Below are 18,074 nucleotides of genomic sequence, written 5' to 3' on the forward strand. Positions count from 1 at the left end.
CCCGGAGCGTGGGCCGCCCGGAGCCTGGGCCGCCCGGAGCCTGGGCCGCCCGGAGCTGGGGCCGGCCGACGAGGCCTAACCCTCCAAGGCCAGCGGGGCCCACCGGCGATCCCGGGGGCTCCGAGCGTGCATCCCGAGCAAGACCGACCACGACGCCCCACCGCAAGGCCAAGGAATCCGGGGGCGGCCGCCCGCCCGCCTTCGACCCGCAGGTCCACCGCTTGCGCCATGCCGTGGGGTGCGGCACCAACCAGCTCGGACAACACCGCGCCATGGCCACCACCTTGACCATCGCCGCTGTCAACCAAGGGCTTCGCGCTCTTCGGAACACGGCCCAGGGCGCCGATGCGGGAGCAGGGCGCCTGGCCGGCCGGCGTCCGGGCCCGGGCGTTGCCGCGTCGGCCTTCTGCGCCCGGGCCGTCTCCACCAGCTCCGGCACCACGGCCGGGTCGGCCCTGGTCGAGGGACCGCGGTGGCATCCCTGACCCGATGAACGGTGCAACGCCGCCCGGCTCGACCGGCCGTGATCAGCGAAGTCGGCGGCCGGCAGCAGGATCCGGCCGCCAGGGGGATCCGGGTGTTCAGTCCGCCCGGCGAGCGGCCGAGGCCGTGAACGCCGGGCTCACCATGGCGCTGCCGTCGCCTTGTCCCGTCGGCGTTACCTCTCCCGCAGGGCAGCGCGGCGCCCGGGCAGCGGACTCCGGCGGCGGGCTGGGGGCTCCGGCGGCGGGCTGAGGGGGGCTGGCCGACGGCGGAGGCGACCGTGGCGGTCGCGGCGACCGGTCCGGCACCTGGGGTTCCCGCCGCGCCCGTACCTCCTCGCCGAGGAAACCACGAACCGGCTCCCTAGTCGGTCAGCAGCGGCAGCCGCGGCGCCTCCCGCGCGGCCGGCGTCCGCCACGGCAGCAGGGCGGCGCTGGCGGCCACCGCGCCGGCCAGCACGAACAGCGCCGCCCGCACGCTGGTCGCCGCGGCCAGCAGGCCGCCCGCGGCGATGCCGGCCGGCTGGGCCACGCGGGAGCTGATCGACCAGGCGGCGAGCACCCGGGCCAGGTAGCGGTCGTCGGTGGCCCGCATCCGGTACGTCGCGAACGTCGGGTTGTACGCCCCCGCGCCCGCGATGATCAGGAACTCGCCCAGCGTGATCAGCGCGAGCCCGGCCACGCCGGGCGGGGCGAGGGGCACCAGCGCCAGCGGCAGCGCCTTGGCCACCCCGGCGCCGAGCAGCACCCGGCGCCCGCCGTAGCGGCCGGTCAGCGGGCGGGCGGCCAGGGCGCCGAGCAGGCCGCCCAGGCAGGAGAGGCCGAAGACCAGGCCGTACTGCCAGGGTGGGAAACCCAGCTCGCGCAGCATCAGGACCGCGATCAACGGCGCGGTGGCCATGATGCCGCCGTTGAAGACCAGCATGTGCCAGAACAGGATGCGCAGCTCGCGGTGCCGCAGGATGAAGCGCCAGCCGGCGGTGAGCTGCGCCAGCCGCTGCCGTTCGCCCGTCGGCTCCGGGGGCGCCGGCTCGGGGGCGCGCAGCCGGCGGATGCCCAGGGCCGAGGCCAGGAAGCTGACCGCGTCCAGGGCCACCGTCGCCGTCGCGCCCACGGCGGCGATCAGCAGGCCGCCCAGCGGCGGGCCCGCCGTGTTGACCGTCCAGAACGTCGCCTCGAAGCGGCCGTTCGCGGCGGCCAGCCGGTCGGCCGGAACCAGCGCCTTGAGGTGGGCGCCGCTCGCCGCCTGGAACGCGATGCCGCCCACCGACTGGGCCACCGCCACCAGGCACAACTGCCCGTACGACAACGCGCCGAGGGCGGCGGCCACCGGGAGGCTGCCCAGCGCGGCGCCGCGCAGCAGGTCCGCGCCGATCATCACCGGGCGTTTGCGGCGGACCTCGATCCACGGGCCCAGCGGCAGGGCCAGCGCCGCGCCGGCCACCCCGCCGAGCGCCGCCAGCAGCGACACCTGCAGCACCGGGGCGTGCAGCACCAGCGTGGCGATCAGGGGCAGCGCGCCCAGGCTCAGCGCCGTGCCCAGCTCGCTGACCGCGTACGCGCCCCACAGCCGCCGGAAGTCCACCGGCAGAGACTAAGGGGTGGCTACGACAACCTCGGCCGCGAAGTCCGGCTCGGCGACCGGCCGGCCGAAGTGGTAGCCCTGCGCCAGCTGGTAGCCCAGCCGGTACAGCTCCGCGGCCTGTTCGGCCGTCTCCACACCCTCGGCGACCGCGGTCAGGCCCAGGCCCTCGCTGACCCGGATCAGGGCCGTGGCGATGACGGCGTGCCGGCCCGCCATGGTGATGTTGTCCACGAAGGACTTGTCCACCTTGAGGACGTCCACCGGCACGGTCTGCAGCAGGCCGAGCGACGAGTGCCCGGTGCCGAAGTCGTCGAGGGCGATCCGGACGCCGAGGTCGTGCAGGTCGTTGAGGGTCTGCAGGGCCTGGCCGCCGCCGAACACCGCGGTCTCGGTCACCTCGACGGTGAGCCGGCCGACCGGCATCCCGGTCTCGTCCAGCACCCGCTCGACCAGCGCCGCGAAGCCCGGCTGGGCCAGCTGCCGGGCCGAGACGTTCACGCTGGTCCGCTCCGGGGCCCGCGGCCCCCAGTCGGCCTGCCACTCGACGGCCTGGGCGCACGCGGTCCGCAGGATCCACTCGCCCAGCTCGATGATGAGCCCGTTGTGCTCCGCCGCCGGGATGAACCGGTCCGGCGAGATCAGGCCGCGCTCCGGGTGGTCCCAGCGGACCAGCGCCTCGACCGCCCGCAGCCGGCCGTGCGGCAGCTCCACGATCGGCTGGTAGACCATCCGGAACTGGCCGGTGTCCAGCGCGGTCCGCAGCTCGGCGCCCAGCCGGGCCTGCTCGTCGGCGGTGTCGTCGAGCTCGGCGGTGTGCCGGCGGCAGGTGTCGCCGGAGGTCTTGGCGGCGTACATCGCCACGTCGGCGCGGCGCAGCACCTCGACCGGGTCGGCCGTGCCGGTGCCGTCGGCGACCCCGATGCTGACGCCGATCAGCAGGTCGTGCCCGCCGGCGTGGATGCTCATGCGCAGCGAGCCGGCCAGCCGGGCCACCACCTCGTCGGCGGCCGCCGCGCCGGCGCCGGGGAGCAGCACGGCGAACTCGTCGCCGCCCATCCGCGCCACCAGGGCACCCGGCCCGGCCGCCGCGGCCAGGCGTTCGGCGACGGCGATCAGCAGCCGGTCCCCGACGGCGTGCCCGAGCGCGTCGTTGACCTCCTTGAAGTCGTCCAGGTCGAGCAGGGCCACCTGCAACGGCCCGGCGGCCAGGCCGTCGGTCAGCCCCTGCTCCAGGCGCCGGCGGTTGGCCAGCCCGGTCAGGTCGTCGGCCATGGCCAGGTCCTCCAGCTGGTCGGCCTGCTGCTGGACCTGGGCGACGAAGCCGGACATGCGCAGGACCACCAGGACGAACAGCAGCACGGCGCCGGCGGCGATGGCCAGCCGGTCCACGGCGTTGCCGCCGATGCCGGGCACGAACAGCAGGGCGGGCGCCAGCAGCGAGCAGATCGCCAGCAGCACCAGCCGGGACCGGCCCACCCGGGCGCCGCCCGGCTGGTTCTCGGTCGTGCCGGTCCAGCGCATCGACGGGTGCAGGGCGGCCGCGGCCCACGCGACGTACGACAGCAGCCAGCCCGAGTCCAGCAGGCTGCCGCCGTCGGCCTCGGAGTAGAGCGAGACGAGCGAGTACGCGACGTCGGCCGCGAGCAGCAGCACCGCGGCCGCGCTGAGCAGCCAGGCGCTGGCCGAGCGCCGGCCCGCGCTGGTGAAGAACCGGGCCAGCATGGCCAGCAGCAGGGCGTCGGCGGCCGGGTAGGCCACCCCGATGACGCGTTCCAGGGTCGAGGCGGTCGAGCCGGCCGCGATCGGATGCATCACGAACACCCAGAACACCAGGCCGATGCCGATCGCGACGATCGCCGGGTCGACCAGGCCGGCGAGGTGGCTGCCGCGGCGGCGGCCGCGGGTGAGCATGATCAGGCCGACCACCAGCATCGGGTACGCGCTGAGGTAGAAGAAGTCGGCCGCCGACGGGTAGGGCTCCTGGTGCAGGACGTACTTGTAGTACTCCCAGACGAAGTCGCCCAGCACCCAGGTGGTCTGCCCGGCGGCGAACCAGTACCACATGGCCGCCCGCTCCGGCCGGTGCAGGCGCACCGCCAACGGGATCACCAGGCACGAGACCAGGCCGACGGCGTTGTAGAGGGCGTTGGCGGCCAGGCCGTCGTGCGGCAGCAGGAAGTAGCCGCCCGTGGCGAGCACGCCACCGGCCAGCCACCACCACCAGAGTCGTTTCTGCCGCACGGAGGGCTTTCGGTCGCCCGCCCAAACATCTGAGGATTGCACGGCGTCACGCGGCGATCGGCGCGGCAGCGGCGGGGTTAATGTCCGGTTCGGGGGCGGGCCGGGCACACGGGCAGGCCGGAGCCAGGGTGGCCGCCGTCCTCGCCCCGGTCCTCCGGTCGACCCGAAATGTCCGCACGACGGGCCATCGGCACCGGCGCGTGACACCTGAGACTTCAGGACGGCAGGGCGCGGTCGATCAGCGCCCCGGTGTCGACGCCGCGGGGCAGCGTGCCGAACGAATGACCCCAGTCACCGCCGAGGCGGCTCGCGCAGAAAGCGTCGGCCACGACCGCCGGGGCGTGCCGTACGAGCAGCGAGCCCTGCAGCACCAGCGCCATCTGCTCCACCACCCGGCGCGCGCCCGCCTCCGGGTCGCCGGGGTCGCCCAGCAGGGCGGTCAGCCGCGCGGTGGCCGCGTCCAGGCGGGCGTCCCCGCCCGCGGCCGCGCCGACCTCGGCCCGGAACGCGTCCAGGCTCGCCGGGTCGCGGCGCAGCGCCCGCAGCACGTCCAGCGCCTGCACGTTGCCCGAGCCTTCCCAGATCGAGTTCAGCGGGGCGTCGCGGTACAGCCGGGGCATCCCCGACTCCTCGACGTAGCCGTTGCCGCCCAGGCACTCCAGCGCCTCACCGACCACTGCCGGCTGCCGCTTGCACACCCAGAACTTGCCCACCGCGATGGCCAGGCGGCCGAACGCGCGCTCGCCCGCGTCGCCGCGTACCCCCCGGTCCACGGCCCCGGCCAGCCGCAGGGCCAGCGCCGTCGCGGCCTCCGACTCCACCGCCAGGTCGGCCAGGACGTTGCGCATCAGCGGCTTGCCGATCAGCGGCCCGCCGAAGGCGGACCGGTGCCGCGCGTGGTGCACCGCCTGGACCAGCGCGGCGCGCATCCCCGAGGCCGAGCCGGTCACGCAGTCCAGCCGGGTCATCGCGACCATCTCGATGATGGTCCGCACGCCCTGGCCCTCGGCGCCGACCAGCCAGGCCACCGTGTCGTCGAACTCGGGCTCGCTGCTGGCGTTGCTGCGGTTGCCGAGCTTGTCCTTGAGCCGCTCGATCCGGAACGGGTTGCGCTCGCCGTCCGGCAGCACCCGCGGCACCAGGAAACAGGACAGCCCGGCCGGCGCCTGCGCCAGCACCAGGAACAGGTCGCACATCGGCGCGCTGGTGAACCACTTGTGGCCGCGCAGCCGGTACGTGCCGTCGGCGGCGGGGGTGGCCGTGGTCGAGTTGGCCCGCACGTCCGAGCCGCCCTGCTTCTCGGTCATGCCCATGCCGGCGAGCAGGCCGCGCTTGGCCGCCGGGGCGCGCAGACCCGGGTCGTAGGCGCGGGCGGTGAGCAGCGGCTCGTAGACGGCGGCCAGCTCGGGGGCGTTGCGCAGGGCCGGGACGACCGCGTACGTCATCGAGATCGGGCACGAGTGGCCCGCCTCGACCTGGCTCCAGGCGAACAGGCCGGCGGCGCGCGCGACGTGCGCCCCGGCCCGGCCGTCCGCCCACGGCGCCGCGGCCAGCCCCGCGCCCACCGCGACGTCCATGAGGCTGTGCCAGGCGGGATGGAACTCGACCTCGTCGACCCGGTGGCCGTACCGGTCGTGGGTGACCAGCCGGGGCGGGTACCGGTTGGCCTCGTCGGCCCAGCGCTGCGCCTCGGCCTGCCCACCCAGCTTGCCCAGCCGGTGCAGGTCCTCGGCGGCCCAGCCGGCGCCCTGCCGGGCGAGGCCCTCCAGCAGCGCGGCGTCGGCGGCGATGTCGTGACCGACCAGCGGGGGCGGCTGGTTGACGACCTCGTGGGTAGGCGGCATGCCCCCGAATCTATGCCCTCGCACCGGCCGGGGACGAGGGTGGGGACCAGGTGTGGACCATGTCGGCGATCCGGTCGGCGACCCCCGCGGGATCGACGACCTGGTGCAGGTGCCGGCCCGGGATGCGCTCCACGGCCCACCCGCGGGCGGCGGCCTCGTTCGCGACCTGCTCGTACGGCGGCCCGAACAGCAGATAGCCGCACGGCTGGGCGTCCCAGCCGGCCGGCGCCGGGACGAGCTGTTCGTAGTAGCTCAGCGGCAGGCGCGGCTGTTCGGCCTCCACGGCCGCGCGGACCTCGGCGTCCGGCAGCATGGGAGCCACCTCGGCCTCGTCGAACCAGGTGGTCCAGGGCGGCAGGATCCCGTCGACGGCCCGGTCCCGCAGGAAGCCGAGGGCCTCCGGCGGCACGACCGGGGTCGGCCCGAGCCGGTCCGGCAGGCTCGCGTCCACGAACAGGCAGCCGGCGACGGGGCGGGGCGCGGCGGCGGCGATCACCGGCACGAACAGCCCGGCGTTGCTGTGGGCCACCAGCACCACGGCCCGGTCCGCCGGCAGCCCGGCGATCGCGGCGCTCACCAGCTCGGCGACCCGCGGCCAGAACGGCGGGCCGGCCGCGCCGACACCGGCCAGCGACGGCACGAGCACGGTGGCTCCCCGCGCGCGCAGGTGCGCGGCGACCGGACCCCACGTCCCCGGCCCGACCGACGGGCTGTGCACCAGTACGAAGGCGGCTTCCATGCTGCCCACCGTCCCGGAAACGCGGCCCGGTGGCCAGGGCGGCGCGTGACGCCCAGAGCGAAACCGGCGGCCGGGCGGCCGGTCCGGGTCGGCGGCCCGGCCCAGGGTCGGGCGATGAGCTTCGCTGCCGAGGTACGCGGCGCCGGCCGCCCGATCGTCTGCCTGCCCATGTTCAGCCTGGCCGCCTCGGTGACCGCCGCCGCGCTCGAACCGGCCTTCGCGGGCCGCCCCGGCCGGCAGCGGCACTACGTCGACCCGCCCGGTCACGGCGCGGCGCCGCCCGGCCCGGAGACCGCCGACGAGATCGTCGAGCTGCTGGCCCGGCGGATCGAGCTGGACCGCTTCCGCATCGCCGGGTTCTCCTACGGCGGCTACCTGGCCGCCGCGCTGGCCCGGCGCTACCCGCGGCGGGTGGCGGGCCTGCTGCTGGTCTGCCACGCCGTCCGGGTCGGCCGCGAGGACCGCGACCTGCCCGCCGACGAGCGGGCGCCGGCGGCCGCCGGCTGGCTCGACGGCGTGGGACCGGAGCTGGCCGGGCACCTCGCGGTCGCCCTCGGCCGCCGTACGCCGGAGGTGGCCGCGCGGGTGGTGGCGGTGGTGGGGCCGGGGTTGCCGCGGGAGACGGAGTACCTGGAACGGTTGCGGGCAAAGGGATACCGGCTGTCCGATGAGGACTCCGAGGCGACGTTCGCCGGCCCCACGACGATCATCGCCGGCCGCTGCGACCTGATCGGCGGGTACGCCGACCAGGTCCGGGCCCTCGAGCGGTACCCACGCGGGGGACTACACGGCGGTCGCGGACACCGGCCACTATCTGCCGGTCGAACGGCCGGGACCGTTCGCCGCGCTGGTCGGCGCCTGGCTGGACAGGTGAGGGCCGGCCCCCGTTCGGAGACCGGCCCTTCGCTGTCAATCCCGTGCGGTCGGGCCCTCTGCCGTCGGGCCGCCCGGTGTCAGGCCCGGACGACGGCGCGGTCGGCCAGCAGCTTGGCCTGCTGCGGCCAGGTGACCAGGCTGGGGGAGAAGCGCAGTCCGGCCGCGGCGATCGCGGCGCGCAGTCCGGCCTCCTCCGTCGTGGCGAGCTGCGCGTAGCTGGTGATGCCGGCGGCGACCAGGGCGGCGGCCATCTTCGGGCCGATGCCCTCGATGCGGGTGAGGTCGTCCGCAGTGGCGGTCCCGGCGGCGGGACGCTGCGCGGGGACCGCGGCCTCGGCCGGCTCGGCTTCCGCGGGCACGATCCCGACCGGGCCGGCGTCGGCGTCAGTGTCGGCGTCGGCGTCGGCGGGCAGGGTCTCGGCGTTCACGGTTCCGGCGTTCACGGTTCCGGCGTCCACCGTCGCGGCGTCCACCGTCGCGGTGGCCGGCAGGCCGGCGGTGGTCGGGTCGGCGGTGGTGGCCGGGTCGGCGGCCGCGTCGGTGGTCGGCTCGGTGGTCGGCTCGGTGGCCGGGGTGTCGAGGCCGGTCGCGGGCGTCGGCATGGCCGTGGGGGTCTCGGCGGGCGGCGCGGTGATCGGCTCGACGCCCGGCTCGCGGTCGGCCGCCAGGTCGCCGGCGAGGGCGGCGAAGCCGCGCTGGTCGCCCTCGGCCAGCAGGCGGGCCTGCTCCGGCCAGGTGGCCAGGTTCGGCGAGAGGCGCAGCTTGGCGGCCTTGATGGTGCTCCGCAGCGAGGCGAGGTCGGTGTCGGCCAGGTCGCGGTAGGTGGTGATGCCGGCGGCGGCGAGCGTGGCGGCGATCTTCGGGCCGATGCCCTCGATGCGGGTCAGCTTGTCGGCCGGGCGGGCGGCGGCGCCGGCCACGGCGGGCTCGGCGGGCTCGGCGGGCTCGGCGGGGACGGGCTCGGCGGCGGCGGGCTCGGCGGCAGCGGGCTCGGCGGCAGCGGGCTCGGCGGCAGCGGGCTCGGCCGTGACGGGCTCGGCGGCCGTGACGGGCTCGGCCGTGAAGGGCTCGGCCGTGAAGGGAGCGGCCGGGGCCGGCTCGGTGGCCGTGACCGGCTCGGTCTGCGCGACGGGCTCGGCGGCCGTGACCGGCTCCGGGACGGTGATGGGCTCGGTCTCCGCGACGGTCTCCACGACCGGCTCGGCATGCGGCGCCGCGACCGGCTCGGCGTCCGGAGCGCTTGCGGCCGGCTCGGCCCCGTGGGCGTCGGGCTCGGCGTCGACGATCGACTCGGAGACAGGCTCGGCAACGGCGACCGGCTCGGCAGAAGCGGAGGCGGAGGTGGAGGCGGAGGCGGAGGACACGGAGCCGGAGGGGGAAGCGGTGGAAGCGGCGGTCACGACCGGCTCGGCCGGGGTGACGGTCTCGCCCTCGGAGCCGGCAGCCGTGACCACCGGCTCGGCCGGCGTGACGGCGGCGGCCACGGCGGGCTCAGGCTCGGGCTCGTTCTCCACGATGGGCGTCGCGGCACCCGGCTCGGGCTCCTCGACCGGCTCGGACCCGCCGTCCGCCGGACCCGTCCCGGTCGCGGTGGTCTCGGCGGGTGCGGCGACGACGGCCGCCGGGGCCGCCGGGGTCGCGGGGGCCGCCGGGGCGGTCGCCGCGGTCGCGGACCGCCGGGAAACGAGGATCCGGCCCCAGATCAGCCAGCCCGCGAGCAGGCCGACCAGGAACGCGGCAACGATGGACAGGAGCGATGCCACGGCATGCCTCCGAAGACGAGGGTCGAGATGTAGGCGCGCAGCTTCGCACATCTCGATGCCGTCCCGGTTGCGGCGTGCCGTTTTTCGTGACCCCGGAGGGATGATTTCCCCACGAGCCGGTCACCGCGGCCTCAGGGGCGGGGCCTCAGCAGCGTGATCCGGCTCGCGCCGAGCTCGGTCACGTACAGGTTGCCGGTGCTCACGTCCTCGGTCACGTCGAGCGGCTGGCTGAACCCGGTCAGGCCGGTGATGCCGGTCGTGCGGTTGCTCAGCGTGCCGTTCGCCGCCACGTCGAACGTCTCGATGTCCTGGCCCGCCGAGTAGCGCACCACCAGCAGCTTGCCGTCCAGCGCCCCGCCGCGGTACTCGATCGCGCCGTCGGCCGAGGCGTGCAGGCCCGCGTCGTACGTGCCGGCCAGGTCGAAGTTCGGGTCGGGCCGGGTGCCCACCGGGTACGCGCCGACCTCGAACGGATCCGTGCCCGCGCCGGGGTTGCCGCCGGCCAGCACCCACTCGCAGCGTTGCGGGTTCGGGTGCCCGTAGTAGCGGCCCGGCTTCACGTCGAACACGTAGTCCGTCTCGGCCGTCGGCACCGACGTCAGCGCCGGCACCGCCGGTCCGGTGTATCCGCGGCGGGCGCAGGAGGCGGGCAGCGGGCTCGGCGTCGCGGGGGTGTTGCCGCCGGCCGCGGAGCCGTTGGTCGGCGCGTACAGGTGGCCGTTGCGGTGCCACACCAGGTCGTACGCGTTGCGCACGCCGGTCGCGTGGATGGTCAGCGGCGCCCCGGCCGCGTACGGGTCGTAGCTCCCGCCGTCCGCCGTCTTCACGTCGATGGGCGTGCCGGTGAAGGCCGCCGGGTCGAGCCGCAGCACCGCCGCGCTCAGCAGCTGCTCGTTGCGGTTGCCCCACGTCGAGTCGGCCGCGCCCATCGCGTTGTTCGCGCCCTGCGACACGTACAGCGCGCCGTCGGGTCCGAAGGCGAGCGAGTTGGTCTCGTGGTCCTTGACCGAGCGGGGCAGGTTCACCACCACCGGCGTGTAGGTGCCCAGGTTCGTCCCGCTGAGCCGGCCGATCCGGCCCGACCAGTCCGGCACGTTCAGCGCGCCCACGTACTCGTAGTTGTCGGTGACCCAGAGGTTGCCGGCCGGGTCGAACGCCATGCCGATCACCGTGCGGGCGGGCGCGCCGGGCAGCCCCAGCGCCGCCGCGTTGTCGCGCACCGCCGTGATGACGGTGGCGGCGCCGAGCGTGCCGTCGGCGTTGATCGGGAAGCGGAGGATGCGCCCGTCGAGGGTGCCCGCGTACAGGCGGTTGTCGGGGCCCTCGACCACCGTCGTGAAGGACGCTCCGGTCGCGACGCCGACCACCTTGTCGAAGGCGGCCGGGCCGCCGGGCCCGCTGCCCGACCCGGTGGTGAAGACGATCGAGTACGGCGTGAAGGCCCGCCCGCTGACGTCCTTCACCCCGGCGGTCAGGCTGAACCGGTACGCGGTGCCGGCCGCGAGCGCCGTGGTCGGCGACAGGTTGACGACGTCCCCGCCGCCGCTGGTGATGGTGGTGGCCGGCACCGCCGCGCCGTCGCTGACCCGGGTGAGCGTCACCGTCGCCGGGGTCAGCGTGGCCGGGTCGACGCCGCCGTTGGGCAGCACCAGGTCCTCGACCACGCTGCCGGTCGGCGGCACGCCGGTGGCGCCGTTGGCGGGCGTGCTGGTGCGCACGCCGGGGACGGCCCCCGCCCCGGGCACGCTGGCGACGTCCACGTAGTCGAGCTTGGTGTTGGTGCCGCCGGCCGGGCTCAGGGTGAGCCGCCCGTCGGTGACCCGGACGGTGCGGGTCGCGGTGGCGTGCTTGACCGAGGCGGTCGGCGCGAAGGCGGCGACGGCGTTCTGGTCCTCGATGTTCAGCCAGTGCACGCTGTCCACGGCGGTGCCGGCGTCGCCGACCGCGGCCGTCACCGTGTACGTCCCGGCCGGCACGACGGCCTCCCACGAGCCGGGCGTCGTGACGCCGGTCGAGCCGGCCGGCAGCTGGGCGTGGATCAGCGTGGCCAGCCGCACGTCGGGCTGCCCGGCCGCCGGGTTCCGGTTGCGCCCGTTGCCGGCCAGGCTCAGCGGCGTCGTCGTGCCCAGCTGCACCCAGCCGTAGCCGCGGGTGGCGCTGAACGCCTCGCCGGAGTCGCGCACGTAGCCGGTCGGTGGCGCGGTCGCCGCGTCGGAGAAGTTCACCTTGAGGGCGAACGCCGCCGGGGTCGCTGTCGCGGTGGTCGACGGCGGGGATTCGGCGCCGGCGCCGTCCACGGCGGTCACGGTGTAGGCGTACGCGACGCCGTTGCCGGCGGTGGTGTCCAGCCAGGCCGCGCGGGTCAGCGGGGTGGCGCCGGAGACCAGCGTGCCGCCCCGGTAGACCCGGTAGCCGGCGAGCCCGGCGGCGGTCGACGCGGTCCAGGCCAGGGCGACCTGGGAGTCGCCCGGGGTCGCGGTGAGGCCGGTGGGCGCGGTCGGCGCGTCGGCCCGGGCGATCTCGACGTAGTTCAGCTTGGTGTTGGTGCCACCCGTGGCGTCGACGGTCAGCCGGCCGTCGGTGACGGGCACGGTCACGGTGGCGGCGCGGAACTCGGCCGCGGCGGTCGAGACGAAACCCGCGACCGCGGTGACGCCCTCGACCCGGACGGTGTGCGTGCTGTCGTACGCCGGCTGGTCGCCGACCGACACGGTCACCTGGTACGAGCCCGTGGGCAGCGCGTACTCCCAGGCGCCGGGGGTGGCGACGCCGCTGGTGCCGCCGACGTCGCCGTACTGCAGGTGGATCAGGGTGTTGAGCCGCGCGTCGATCCCTGCGCGGGCCCGGTCGCGGGTGTTGCGGCTCAGGTCCAGCGGGTCGTGCGTGCCGGCGGTCACCCAGCCCGACCCGCGCGCCGCGTCGTAGCCCAGCCCGGTGTCGGCGGTCCAGCCGGCCGGGACCGCGGACGCGGCCGGCTGGAAGTTGATCTTCGCGACCGGCGTCACCGCCGCGTGCGCGGGCGCCGCCGCGGCCCACGGCGCTACCAACGCGGTCACGGCGACTATCCACAGGCGACGGTGCACGGCGATCCCCCAGACCGGCCCCCCACAGGCCTGGCGGCAGCCTGGCACGGCGGCGCCGCCACCCCGGCTGTCGGCAATTTGTCTGCCGGATTTCCGCAGGTGGACGCGGGGGCCGAATGGTCACGCTCCGACCGCTCAGCGTGAACGGATAGAGCGCCCGTAACCGCCGAACGACCATCGGATCATCCTGACCCGGGACAGATCACCGGCGGCGGCGGGCGATCGCGTACAGGTTGCGGGCCGGGCCGATGAGCTGACCGGACGCCGGCCACACCGCGCGCAGGTGGCGCTGCAGCGGCATCGCCGCCGGCACCGCGATCAGCGTGCCCGCCGCCAGCTCCGCGACCACCGCGAGCGAGCTGAGCACCGCGACCCCGCTGCCGGCGGCCACCGCGTGTTTGATCGCGGTGGTCGAGGACAGCTCCAGCAGCGGCGCCGCCGCCGTCAGCGGGGCCAGCGCCTCCTCGAACGCGCGCCGGGTGCCCGAGCCGGCCTCCCGGGAGACCAGGGGGGTCGCGGCCAGCTCGGCCGGAGTGACCCCGCGCCGCCGCCTCGCCCACGGATGCCCGGGCGCCACCACCACCGCGAGCCGGTCGCCGGCGACGGTCTCGGCGTGCAGCCCGGCCGGGGCGTCGGGGCCCTCCACGAAGCCGAGCTCGACCTCGCCGGCGAGCACGGCCGCCGCCACCTCGGCCGAGTTCGCCGCCCGCAGGGTCACGCTCAGCCCGGGGTGCCCGGCCCGCAGCGCGACCAGCCAGGCGGGCAGCAGGTACTCCGCGACGGTCTGGCTGGCGGCGACCGCGAGCCGGCTCTCGTGGGTGGCCCGCAGGGCGGCCACGCCGGTGGCCAGGGCGTCGGCCGCGTCCACGGCGGCCCGGGCCCAGTCGGCGACCAGCGCGCCGGTCGCGGTCAGCGTCGAGCCGCGCGGCGAGCGGTGCAGCAGGGTCAGGCCGAGGCGGCGTTCCAGCTCGCGCAGCCGGGCGCTGGCGGCCGGCTGGGAGATGCGGTGGGTCGCGGCGGCTCGGCCCATGCTGCCCAGCCGGGCCACGCTGAGCAGCAGGTCGAAGCCGGTGAGGTCGGTCACCAGCGGCGGCAGGGGCATAACCGGAGCTTATGACCCCAGAGGCGGGCGGCGGCTACCGGTGACCGTGGCGGGACCGGACAGTGGAGATCATGACCGTGCTGCCGGCCCACCCGGTCCGCCCCGCCCCGATCCTCATCGGCCCCAACTGGTTCGCCACCGTCATGGGCACCGGCATCGTCGCCACCGCCGCGGCCTCCCTGCCGCTGGCCGTGCCCGGGCTGCGCACGCTCGCCACGGCGGTCTGGGCGCTGGCCGGCGTCCTGCTGACGGTCCTGGTCGTCGCCGCGGTCCGGCACCGGGCCGCGTACACCGGCGACGTCGTCAGCGAGCAGTTCTGGGGCGCGCCGCCGATGGCGGCGCTGACCGTCGGCGCGGGGACGCTGCTGCTGGGCCGCGACTGGATCGGCGAGCCGGCCGCCGTCGCGGTGGACGCGGTGCTGTGGACGGCCGGGACGCTGCTCGGGGTGGTGGTCGCGGTGGTGATCCCGTACCGGCTGCGGACCCGGCACCGCCCCGGCCCGGACACCGCCTTCGGCGGCCGGCTGATGCCGGTCGTCTCGCCCATGGTGTCGGCGTCGACCGGCGCGCTGCTGGTGCCGTACGTGTCCGCGCCCACCGTCCTGCTGGTGGCCTGTTACGCCATGGCGGGCGGCAGCCTGGTCGCGGCGGTGCTGGTGTTCCGCGGGATCTGGCGGCGGCTCGTGCGGTACGGCCCGGGCGCGCCCCGGATGGTGCCGGCGTGGTGGATCGTGCTGGGCCCGGTCGGCCAGTCGGTCACCGCGGCGCACCTGCTGGGACGCGCCGCCGACGGGGTGCTGGGCGAGCCCTACGCCTCCGGCGCGCAGCTGCTCGCCGTGCTGTACGGCGTACCCGCGCTCGGTCTGGCCCTGGGCTGGGCGGCGCTGGCCGCCGCGATCACCGTGCGCACCGCCCGGGCCGGGCTGCCCTTCTCGCTGACCTGGTGGAGCTTCACGTTCCCGGTCGGCACGGTCGTCACCGGCGCCGCCGGCCTGGCCACCCGCACCGGCTGGGCCCCGCTCGGGGCGCTGGCCGCCACCCTCTGTGCGATGCTGCTGGCCACCTGGTCGGTCGTCGCCGTCCGCACCGTGCGCGGGGCCCGGCGGGGCGACCTTCTCCGGCCGGCGCCGCCCGCGTAGCCTCTGAGCAGGGCTGCGCCGAGATGAGTGAGGGAGTCGTTGGCCACGGACCTGCTCGCCGAGCTGGCCGGCGCACGCCGCCTGGCCGTCGCCCACGACCGGCCCGACCTCGCCGAACGCCTCGACCGCGCGAGCGCGCAGCTGCGCCGCGGCGACGTGACCGTCGCGGTGGTGGGTGAGTTCAAGCAGGGTAAGAGCACGCTGATCAACGCCCTGCTGCGCACCGACGTCTGCCCGGTGGACCCGGACGTGGTCACCGCCGTGACCACCGTGCTGCGCTACGGCAAGGAGCCCGCGGTCACCCTGCGGGTGCCCGCCGGCGACGGCTCGCTGGAGGCCGTCGCGGTGCCGTTCGACGAGCTCCACCGGCACGTCACCGAGGCCGGACCGGCGGCCGAGGGGGCCCGGCGGCCGCACAGCGTGGAGGTCCGCCTGGACCGGCGGCTGCTCGGCGCCGGGCTGTCCTTCGTCGACACGCCGGGCGTCGGCGGCCTCGACTCCGCCCACGGCAACCTGACCCTCGGCGCGCTGACCGGCGTGGCGGCGGCGCTGTTCGTCACCGACGCCTCCCAGGAGCTGACCGCGCCCGAGGTGGAGTTCCTGCGCCGGGTGCTGGAACGCTGCCCGGCGGTCTTCTGCGTCGTCACCAAGACCGACCTGTACGAGCAGTGGCGGCGCATCGTGGAGCTCGACGCCGGCCACCTCGCCGCCGCCGGGCTCGACGTGCCGGTCGTGGCCGTCTCGTCGTTCCTGCGGCTGCGCGCCCAGGCCCGCGACAGCACCGAGCTCAACACCGAGTCCGGCTATCCGGCGCTGGTCGAGCTGCTGCGCCGCGACGTGCTGGAGGCGGCGCGGGCCGGGACCCGCACGGCCGCGCGGGCCGAGCTGGGGTTCGTCGTGGCCCAGCTGCGCGAGCGGGTGGTGGCCGAGCAGGCCGCGGCCGGCTCGCCCGCCGCGGCGGCGACGCTGGTCCAGCGGTACGAGGAGAAGCAGCGCCGCGCCCGCACGCTGAACTCCTGGCAGACCGTGCTCGGCGACGGCATCCAGGACCTCACCGCCGACATCGACCACGACCTGCGCGAACGCCTGCGGGCCCTGCTGCGCTCCGGCGAGGAGCTGCTGAACGAGTCCGACCCGCGCGACACCTGGGAGGAGTTCCAGGCGTGGGTGGCCCGGGAGGCCTCCGCCGCCGCCGTCGACAACCTCATGCTGCTGGTCAACCGGGCCGAGCAGCTCGCCGCCGAGGTCGCCGCCCGCTTCGACCTGGAGCACGAGAGCCTGGAGCTGGACCTGCCGTCGCCCGAGCCGGGCCTGGGCAAGGTCGGCCGCCTCGACGTCGACTTCCACCGCTCCGGCATGCAGCAGTTCCTCGGCGCGTTCACCGCCGCGCGGATCACCTACGGCGGCTTCTACATGCTCGGCGCGGTCGGCGCCCTGTTCAACGTGTTCATCGCCGCGCCGATCGGCCTCATCGCCGGGCTCACCCTGGGCCGCCGGCTGGTCAAGCAGGAACGGGAGCGGCAGATCCAGCAGCGCCGCCAGCAGGCCCGGGCCGAGCTGCGCCGCTACGTCGACGACGTCTCCTTCCACGTGGGCCGCGACTCGCGCGAGGCGGTCCGGCGCACCCAGCGGCTGCTGCGCGACGAGTTCACCGCGCGGGCCGCCGCGGTGGAACGCTCGACGGCGGCGGCCGCCTCGGCCGTGCGCGAGACGGCGGCGCTGCCCGACGAGCAGCGCCGGGCGCGGGCCCGCCGGCTCGCCGCCCAGCGGGCCGAACTGGACCGGCTGGCATGAGCCTGCTGCCTCAGGTGCGCGCGCTGCTCGACAGGGTGCTGGCCGCAACCGCGGACCCGGCCGTACGGGACGCGCTGACCGACGCCCGCCGCCGGCTGGACGAGCCGCTGCGGGTGGCCCTGGCCGGCAAGGTCAAGGCGGGCAAGTCCACGCTGCTCAACGCCCTGGTCGGCGAGTCCCTGGCGCCCACCGACGCGGGCGAGTGCACCCGCGTCGTCACCTGGTACGCCGACGGGCCGGCGTACGCGGTCACCGCCCACCTGGCCGGCGGCGGCACCCGGTCGCTGCCGTTCGACCGGACCGGCGGCGCCGTCCGGATCACCCTCGACCGGCCCGCCGAGCAGGTTGACCACCTGGAGGTCCGGGTCCCCAGCGCCCGGCTGCGCCGGCACACCCTGATCGACACCCCCGGCATCGCGTCGCTGTCCACCGAGGTGAGCCTGCGGACCACGGCATTTCTGGACGCGGACGCCGACCGGCCCGCGCAGACCGACGCCGTCATCTACCTGCTGCGCCACCTGCACGCCGGGGACGTCCGCTTCCTGGAGTCCTTCCACGGCGACGACCTGGCCAGCGGCACCCCGGTCAACACGGTCGGGGTGCTGTCGCGGGCCGACGAGATCGGCGGGGCCCGGCTCGACGCGATGGACGCCGCCGCCCGGGTCGCCGCCCGCTACGCCGCCGACGACCGGCTGCGCCGGCTGTGCCCGGTGGTCGTCCCGGTCGCGGGCCTGCTCGGCGCGGCCGGCGCGACGCTGCGCGAGGACGAGTACGGCACCCTGGCCGCGGTGGCCGCGCAGCCGATGGCCGACGTGGTGGAGCTGCTGCTGACCGCCGACCGGTTCGCCGGCTCGGGGCCCGGGCGGCGCGAGGTGCTGGGCCGGCTGGGGCTGTTCGGCGTACGGCTGGCGGTGCGGCTGATCCGGGAGCGGCAGGTGCACGACTCCGCCGACCTGGCCGCCGCGCTGACCGCCCACAGCGGCATCGACCGGCTGCGGGAGGTGTTCGCGGCCCAGTTCGTCGGCCGCAGCGAGGTGCTCAAGGCCCGCTCCGCGCTGGCCGTGCTCGACGAGTTCCTGGAGCCCGGCTCGCCGCCGGCCGCCGAGGCCGAACGGATCCGGGCCAGCGCTCACGAGTTCGTCGAGCTGCGCCTGCTGCACCTGCTGCGCTCGGGCCGGCTGCCGGGCCCGCCGGACCAGCTGGCCGAGATGGACCGGCTGCTGGGCGGGGCGGGCGGGGCGGCGTACCTGCGGCTGGGCCTGAGCGCCGGCGCGGCGCCGGAGCAGATCGCGGCGGCGGCCCGCGAGGCCCTGGCCCGGTGGCAGCGGCTGGCCGAGCACCCCTTCTCGGCCCGGGAGCTGCGCACCGCGGCGCGCGCGGTCACCCGCAGCTGCGAGGGCCTGCTGGCGGCGACGGCCTGAGCCCG

At 76.3% G+C, this 18,074-nt stretch carries 10 protein-coding genes and 1 pseudogene; 4 read left to right on the forward strand and 7 right to left on the reverse strand.

Features of this window, described 5'->3' with window-relative positions; genetic code table 11:
* Window positions 1–846: 846 nt before the first annotated feature.
* From Ani05nite_RS24025 to Ani05nite_RS24040, 4 genes are all read right to left on the reverse strand, one after another.
* Window positions 847–2,067: an MFS transporter gene (locus tag Ani05nite_RS24025; RefSeq protein WP_239130550.1), complete on the reverse strand. Its 1,221-nt coding sequence runs from the start codon at window positions 2,065–2,067 to the stop codon at window positions 847–849.
* Window positions 2,068–2,076: 9 nt separating this feature from the next.
* The gene (locus Ani05nite_RS24030; protein WP_203771687.1) at window positions 2,077–4,308 is read right to left on the reverse strand and encodes a putative bifunctional diguanylate cyclase/phosphodiesterase; all 2,232 of its coding nucleotides are present in this window, start codon (window positions 4,306–4,308) and stop codon (window positions 2,077–2,079) included.
* Window positions 4,309–4,523: 215 nt separating this feature from the next.
* A complete protein-coding gene (locus Ani05nite_RS24035; RefSeq protein ID WP_203771689.1) occupies window positions 4,524–6,152 on the reverse strand; it encodes an acyl-CoA dehydrogenase family protein in 1,629 nt (542 codons plus the stop codon).
* A 10-nt stretch (window positions 6,153–6,162) separates the two neighbouring features.
* A complete protein-coding gene (locus Ani05nite_RS24040; protein WP_203771691.1) occupies window positions 6,163–6,891 on the reverse strand; it encodes an alpha/beta hydrolase in 729 nt (242 codons plus the stop codon).
* A gap of 168 nt (window positions 6,892–7,059) precedes the next feature.
* On the opposite strand from Ani05nite_RS24040, the pseudogene Ani05nite_RS42505 reads away from it, so the two are divergent.
* Window positions 7,060–7,317, forward strand: a pseudogene (locus Ani05nite_RS42505) (alpha/beta fold hydrolase); the annotation flags it as partial.
* A 527-nt stretch (window positions 7,318–7,844) separates the two neighbouring features.
* Here Ani05nite_RS42505 and Ani05nite_RS41950 read toward each other — a convergent pair.
* The 3 genes from Ani05nite_RS41950 to Ani05nite_RS24055 form a co-directional block, all read right to left on the reverse strand.
* Window positions 7,845–9,530 (reverse strand): helix-hairpin-helix domain-containing protein, encoded by a 1,686-nt coding sequence (locus Ani05nite_RS41950; RefSeq protein ID WP_203771693.1) that lies wholly within the window; start codon window positions 9,528–9,530, stop codon window positions 7,845–7,847.
* 131 nt (window positions 9,531–9,661) lie between these two features.
* On the reverse strand, window positions 9,662–12,586 hold the full coding sequence (locus Ani05nite_RS24050) for an Ig-like domain-containing protein (protein WP_239130552.1): 2,925 nt from the start codon (window positions 12,584–12,586) through the stop codon (window positions 9,662–9,664).
* Between the two features lie 229 nt (window positions 12,587–12,815).
* Window positions 12,816–13,715 carry a LysR family transcriptional regulator gene (locus Ani05nite_RS24055; RefSeq protein ID WP_203771697.1) on the reverse strand — a complete coding sequence of 300 codons (900 nt, stop codon included), beginning with the start codon at window positions 13,713–13,715 and terminating at the stop codon, window positions 12,816–12,818.
* A 71-nt stretch (window positions 13,716–13,786) separates the two neighbouring features.
* On the opposite strand from Ani05nite_RS24055, the gene Ani05nite_RS24060 reads away from it, so the two are divergent.
* The 3 genes from Ani05nite_RS24060 to Ani05nite_RS24070 are packed head-to-tail and all read left to right on the forward strand — an operon-like array spanning window position 13,787 to window position 18,069.
* Window positions 13,787–14,854 (forward strand): TDT family transporter, encoded by a 1,068-nt coding sequence (locus tag Ani05nite_RS24060; protein WP_203771699.1) that lies wholly within the window; start codon window positions 13,787–13,789, stop codon window positions 14,852–14,854.
* Between the two features lie 39 nt (window positions 14,855–14,893).
* Complete coding sequence (locus Ani05nite_RS24065) at window positions 14,894–16,648, forward strand: dynamin family protein (protein WP_203771701.1); 1,755 nt, start codon at window positions 14,894–14,896, stop codon at window positions 16,646–16,648.
* Entirely contained in the window at window positions 16,645–18,069 is a 1,425-nt protein-coding gene (locus Ani05nite_RS24070; RefSeq protein ID WP_203771703.1) for a dynamin family protein, read from the forward strand. The genes Ani05nite_RS24065 and Ani05nite_RS24070 overlap by 4 nt, the downstream gene beginning before the upstream one ends.
* Window positions 18,070–18,074 lie beyond the last annotated feature (5 nt).

Source organism: Actinoplanes nipponensis (assembly GCF_016862275.1).
GTDB lineage: Bacteria > Actinomycetota > Actinomycetes > Mycobacteriales > Micromonosporaceae > Actinoplanes > Actinoplanes nipponensis.